Annotated in this window: 7 protein-coding genes; 4 read left to right on the top strand and 3 right to left on the bottom strand. The window is 38.3% G+C overall.

What is annotated here, in order from left to right; all coding sequences use genetic code 11:
* Nucleotides 1–43: 43 nt before the first annotated feature.
* The gene (locus tag BAZSYMA_RS01555) at nt 44–706 is read right to left on the bottom strand and encodes a lysophospholipid acyltransferase family protein (RefSeq protein WP_307838438.1); all 663 of its coding nucleotides are present in this window, start codon (nt 704–706) and stop codon (nt 44–46) included.
* A 102-nt stretch (nt 707–808) separates the two neighbouring features.
* Between BAZSYMA_RS01555 and BAZSYMA_RS01550 the strand changes: the two genes are divergently transcribed.
* From BAZSYMA_RS01550 to BAZSYMA_RS01540, 3 genes are read left to right on the top strand one after another with little or no spacing between them, the layout of a single operon-like run.
* Nucleotides 809–1,444 carry an HAD family hydrolase gene (locus tag BAZSYMA_RS01550; protein ID WP_090714898.1) on the top strand — a complete coding sequence of 212 codons (636 nt, stop codon included), beginning with the start codon at nt 809–811 and terminating at the stop codon, nt 1,442–1,444.
* Complete coding sequence (locus tag BAZSYMA_RS01545; protein WP_195910040.1) at nt 1,444–2,544, top strand: DNA recombination protein RmuC; 1,101 nt, start codon at nt 1,444–1,446, stop codon at nt 2,542–2,544. Before BAZSYMA_RS01550 ends, BAZSYMA_RS01545 begins: the two co-directional genes overlap by 1 nt.
* Nucleotides 2,541–3,293: a YciK family oxidoreductase gene (locus BAZSYMA_RS01540; protein WP_090714895.1), complete on the top strand. Its 753-nt coding sequence runs from the start codon at nt 2,541–2,543 to the stop codon at nt 3,291–3,293. The genes BAZSYMA_RS01545 and BAZSYMA_RS01540 overlap by 4 nt, the downstream gene beginning before the upstream one ends.
* Here the strand turns inward: BAZSYMA_RS01540 and BAZSYMA_RS01535 are convergent.
* Nucleotides 3,274–3,510: a DUF3955 domain-containing protein gene (locus BAZSYMA_RS01535; protein WP_090714892.1), complete on the bottom strand. Its 237-nt coding sequence runs from the start codon at nt 3,508–3,510 to the stop codon at nt 3,274–3,276. The two genes, BAZSYMA_RS01540 and BAZSYMA_RS01535, sit on opposite strands and share 20 nt — an antisense overlap.
* A gap of 6 nt (nt 3,511–3,516) precedes the next feature.
* On the bottom strand, nt 3,517–4,317 hold the full coding sequence (locus tag BAZSYMA_RS01530; protein WP_090714890.1) for an inositol monophosphatase family protein: 801 nt from the start codon (nt 4,315–4,317) through the stop codon (nt 3,517–3,519).
* Between the two features lie 14 nt (nt 4,318–4,331).
* Between BAZSYMA_RS01530 and BAZSYMA_RS01525 the strand changes: the two genes are divergently transcribed.
* Entirely contained in the window at nt 4,332–5,078 is a 747-nt protein-coding gene (locus BAZSYMA_RS01525; protein ID WP_090714887.1) for an RNA methyltransferase, read from the top strand.
* Nucleotides 5,079–5,315 lie beyond the last annotated feature (237 nt).

Raw genomic sequence — 5,315 nt, 5'->3', positions numbered from 1 at the left:
TTTTTGGATTAGGGAACATAGAATAAGTGTTTTTATTGAGTTTTTAGTATTTGACTGCCTGAGACTCAGTCCAATCTCGGATTTCCTTGGTTAGAGCTGTTGTAGATTTACCTTTAACACTAATAGGGCTTCCAATAACAACGGTAATGGTATTAGGATATTTAATAAAACTACCTTTAGGCCATGCCCTGCCTGCATTATGATATACAGGTGAAATATCACAACCTGTTTTCTTGGCGATAGAAATACCACCTTTTTGGTATTCACCGAGTTTTCCATAAGGCTGACGCGTACCTTCAGGGAACACTACAACAAAAATCTTTTCATTAATTCTATCAGCACCTTGTTTGATTATTTTTTTTAGGGCTTTGAGTTTTTCGCCACGATTAATAACAATAGGCTTCAACATTGCCAACCCCCAACCAAATACTGGAATTAGTAATAACTCTCGTTTAAGCACCCAAGTCTGACGCGGAAAAACTTGTTGTAAACCAATGCTTTCCCAAGTAGATTGATGGTTAGAGACAATCACGCATGGTGTTGTAGGAATGTTTTCCCTACCAATGACTTTAAGCTTGATGTTTAGCGTTATGCGTAGCCACCATATACAAAACTTTGACCAATTTACCAATATGGCGTAGCGCGCTTTAATTGGAATAAAAAACAGTGCGAATGCGGTTGTTACCAGCAAACCTAAAACTATCATTGAACCTAAAAAGTAAAGTAAAGACCTTAAAAAAAGCATATTTGTTCAGTACAGAGTATGTAAGCGTTATAATTTATCAACTTAGAATTTTAATGATTTTTTATGACGCTTAGCACTATTCTTTTTGATTTAGATGGCACATTGATTAACACTGCCCCTGATCTTGCTTATGCACTCAATACTTTGCTGTTGGAAAATGGTGTGGAAGAAAAGCCGTATGAGGCGATCAAGCCTTTGGTGGCACATGGTGGAAAAGCTTTAGTGGCTATGGGTTTTGAGTGCAATGAGTCGCATCCTGAATTCACTAAAAGACATCAAAGACTACTGCAAATTTACACTGATAATATTGACAAATACGCGAAAACTTTTGAGGGTATTGATGATTTATTAAAACTGATTAAACAGCGCAAACTCTTGTGGGGTGTTGTCACCAACAAACCTGAAAATTTAAGCCATTTATTGTTGGGTAAATTGGGCATTAAGCCTGATGTAGTTGTGTGTGGCGACACACTAGAATATAACAAACCACATCCTGCGCCCTTACTTTATGCTTGTGCGCAACTCTGCGTTAGCCCAGTCTCGTGCTTGTTTGTTGGTGATGATGAAAATGATATGATCGCAGGTAAAAATGCAGGCATTAAAACGGTTGCAGTCACTTATGGCTATGGCAAGGTTGTGCAGGGTTGGAATTATGACTATCTTATTGATTGCCCACAAGAAATACAGAGATTGATTTAATGCAAGAGTTATTATTAGGTTTATTTATAGGTGTATCTGCTGTGTTTTTTTGGCTTTTTAAGCTTAAAACCAAGAACACTGAATTAGAGATAAAGCTCAAAGAACAAGAAAAGACTTTTAATACCACGCAACGCTCGCAAATGCAGATAAACGAAGCCTTTGAAAGGATTTCTGCCCAAGTTTTAAAAAAAGACAGCCTTGAACTCAGTGAAAAGAATGCAGATTTACTCAAGCCATTAAAAACACAAATTGAAGATTTTCGCAAAAAAATAGAAGGGCTTTCCATTGAGCAAGTTAAAGACAGAAGTTCACTTGAACAACAAATTAAAACCTTAACAGATGCACATAAGAATACACTTGAAGGCACGCAGAAACTCACTAACGCATTGACTTATGACAACAAACAGCAAGGTGACTGGGGGGAGATGATATTAGAGTCAATTTTGGAGGATTCTGGATTAAACAAAGATGAGCAATACCATGTACAATCAACACTCAAAGATGAAGAAGGGAGGGTATTAAGACCTGATGTAATCGTGCATTTGCCTGATGATAAAGACATTATTATTGATTCCAAGGTCTCTCTTAAAAGTTATCAGGACTATGTCTCAGGCGATAGCACAGCAATTAGCGCACATATCAAATCTATTGATACCCATATTAAAAACATCTCATTAAAGTCATATGAAAACTTAGAAGGTGTAAATACACTGGATTATATTTTTGTATTTTTCCCGATTGAGGCATCTCTACTAGTAGCATTAGAGCAAAAACCTGATTTATTTAACGATGCACTAAAGAAAAATGTAGCATTGGTATCCCCTTCAACGCTGATGATGAGCCTAAAAACCGTTAATCATATTTGGAATACCGAACGGCAAAATAAAAACACCGAAGAGATTGTGCGCCAAGCAGGGGCGATGTATGATAAATTATCAGGCTTTGTGAAATCTATGGACGAGATAGAAAAGCAATTGGATAAGGCAAGAGACAGCTATAAAGATGCACGCATTAAACTCTCTACCGGTAAAGGCAATCTTATTGGTCGTGCGGAAAAATTAAAAGAACTGGGTGTGCAAAGTAAAAAGGAATTGAAATGAATATTAAAACCAATTATCAAATTACCAATGATGCGTTAAACGGTAAAACCATTTTAGTCACGGGTGCCAACCGTGGCTTCGGCAGGGCGATGACGCTAGACTTGGCCAAAGCAGGTGCGAGTGTGATTATGCTAGGGCGTGATTTAGGTTCATTAGAGGAGGTGTATGACGAAGTAGTGGATGCCAAATATCAAGAGCCAATTCTTTACCCGTTTGACTTAGAAGGTGCAACACCTGAACATTATGAGCAACTACAAAAAAATATTTTGGATAATTTCGGACGCCTTGATGGGCTGATTCACAATGCTAGTATTATTGGCACAATGATGCCAATTGAGCAATATGATATTAAACTGTGGTACGCCACTATGCAAATTAATATCAATGCGCCTTTTATGCTGACGCAATTTTTAATTCCTGCTTTGAATAAATCTGCTGATGCACGCATATTATTTTTATCCTCTTCAGTAGGGCGTAGTGCAAGAGCTTATTGGGGTGCCTATGGCGTGAGTAAATTTGCAATTGAAGGTTTAAGCCAAACCCTATCAGACGAATTGGAGAAAACCAATATTAAAGTCAATTCTCTAGACCCAGGGCGTATGAGGACTGAGATGAGAAGAGCTGCTTATCCTGCTGAAAATTCTGACAAAAATCCTTTGCCTGAGGATAAAAGCTCAGCGATTGTGTATTTAATGAGTGAAAAAACCAAGAAGCTAAATGGAGAGCAACTTACTTTATCCGACGCTTGATTAACATTAAAATCAACAACATTAAATAAACAACCAAACCAGCTACGCTTAGCACGAAAGAAAAAGTGCCAATCGGTGTCCATAGGGTTTCGTGTAACAGGCCTTGAGTGTCGACATATATCGGATAAAAAGTTCTTTGAATCAACATAGAGGCAACAGCCAAGAAGAAGAAAGATAAAGAAATCTTTAAAATTGTGTTTTTAAAAGACTTTTGCATAAAATTTTAGCACTGTAAATCAGCCGTTAAATGTGGATGAATGGTTTTTAAAATAGCTTTAAATACTTGTTCATTGCCAGCCACAACATTGCCAGTCTCTAAATACTTATCACGACCCGAAAAATCCCCTACAAAACCACCCGCTTCTTTAACCAAAAGCACGCCAGCGGCAATGTCCCAAATGTTAAGCTCAATTTCCCAAAAGCCATCTAAGCGACCTGCAGCCAAATAAGCCAGATCAAGTGCGGCAGATCCTGCACGGCGAATACCTGCCACTTTTGGATGAATTGCCTTAAACATATCAAGGTAAGCATCTAGATGTTGCGGTGCTTTAAAAGGAAAGCCTGTGCCAATCAGTGTGTTTTCAAAACCACGGGTATTGGTAGTGCGAATCCTTTGTTCGTTAAGATAAGCCCCTTGCCCTCTTGAAGCGGTAAACATTTCTTCTTTAAATGGGTCATATACCACAGCGTGCATGGCTTCATTGTCTTCGTATAAGGCGATAGAGACGCAGTATTGCGGGAAACCATGCAAGTAATTGGTGGTACCATCGAGTGGGTCAATAATCCATTGAAAGCGACTATTACCTAAAATTTCGCCATTTTCTTCACCCAAAATACAATGATCGGGAAAGGCGTATTTCAACTCGTCTATAATAGCATCTTCAGCGGCTTTATCAACTTCAGAAACAAAGTCATTAGCCGCTTTGTTTTCAATCGTTAAAAGGTCAATTTGGTTGTGGTATCTCAAAATGATGTCACCCGCTTTTCTGGTGGCTTTAATGGCAATATTAAGCGTAGGATGCATGATAAAAGGCAAAAATGAATAAAGAAGAGAATTATACCCATACCTTTGACAGGGTGCGTGTGGTTATGGTTAATACCACCGAGCCAGGTAATATTGGTGCGGCTGCCAGAGCGATGAAAAATATGAATTTATCGCAGTTGACTTTGGTCAATCCACAAGGCTACCCATCAGCCGTTGCCACTGCTAGAGCGAGTGGTGCAGATGATGTATTGTCCAATGCGCTAGTCTGTGAATCCCTAGAAGAAGCCCTGCAAGGCGCGCATTTGGTCATTGGTGCCAGTGCACGCCAACGCAATATTAAATGGAAGCAAATGGATGTTGTGGGTGCTTGCAATGAGATTCAAAAAATAACCTCAGTTGAAAACCAAACCGTAGTGGTGGTATTCGGCACAGAAAAATACGGGTTAACCAATGAAGAGTTAGATTTATGTCAAATACTGATGACCATCCCCGGTAATCCTGATTATTTTTCTTTGAATGTGGCTTCCGCCATTCAAGTCTTTGCTTATCAAAATTATGTCTATAACACCACAACGCAGTTTGAACAAAGTAGCAATAAGATTGCCAGTTTTGACGAATTAGAAGGTTTTTACACCCATCTTTCTCAAGTATTGGAACACATAGAGTATTTTGAAGATAAGCGCCCTAAGGCGCTTTTAATGCGAAGATTGCGTCGGTTCTTTGGTAGGGCAGAGCCTGAGAAAGAGGAGGTGGCGATTTTACGAGGGATACTCAGAAACATCAAACCCTTTCAAAAATAAACGTCGTCTTTTCCATTTTTTTCTGCGTTAGATTACCAAGAACACTCGATCACATAGTTTTACTATGCTCAATCGTATTCTTAGCAATCCGCCTTGTAAAAAAGAAAAATACTTGTTTATTGTATTAAAGTGTAGAAGTAGTTTTTAAAAGTTTTTTTTAATAGAAAAAAGACAAGGTCTCTATTTTTTATTTTTTTAATTCAGTTTGTAAGATAATTTAGGACGATAAATGAGTAA

Source organism: Bathymodiolus azoricus thioautotrophic gill symbiont, assembly GCF_001298715.1.
Classification (GTDB): Bacteria; Pseudomonadota; Gammaproteobacteria; order PS1; family Pseudothioglobaceae; genus Thiodubiliella.
Note: the sequence above shows the minus strand (reverse complement) of the source record. Positions and strands in the feature narration are given on the sequence as shown.

What these genes read in the sequence shown, in the direction of transcription:
- BAZSYMA_RS01555 (WP_307838438.1), bottom strand. Translation starts at nt 706, where the DNA reads ATGATAGTTTTAGGTTTGCTGGTAACAACCGCATTCGCACTGTTTTTT.
- BAZSYMA_RS01550 (WP_090714898.1), top strand. Translation starts at nt 809, where the DNA reads ATGACGCTTAGCACTATTCTTTTTGATTTAGATGGCACATTGATTAAC.
- BAZSYMA_RS01545 (WP_195910040.1), top strand. Translation starts at nt 1,444, where the DNA reads ATGCAAGAGTTATTATTAGGTTTATTTATAGGTGTATCTGCTGTGTTT.
- BAZSYMA_RS01540 (WP_090714895.1), top strand. Translation starts at nt 2,541, where the DNA reads ATGAATATTAAAACCAATTATCAAATTACCAATGATGCGTTAAACGGT.
- BAZSYMA_RS01535 (WP_090714892.1), bottom strand. Translation starts at nt 3,510, where the DNA reads ATGCAAAAGTCTTTTAAAAACACAATTTTAAAGATTTCTTTATCTTTC.
- BAZSYMA_RS01530 (WP_090714890.1), bottom strand. Translation starts at nt 4,317, where the DNA reads ATGCATCCTACGCTTAATATTGCCATTAAAGCCACCAGAAAAGCGGGT.
- BAZSYMA_RS01525 (WP_090714887.1), top strand. Translation starts at nt 4,332, where the DNA reads ATGAATAAAGAAGAGAATTATACCCATACCTTTGACAGGGTGCGTGTG.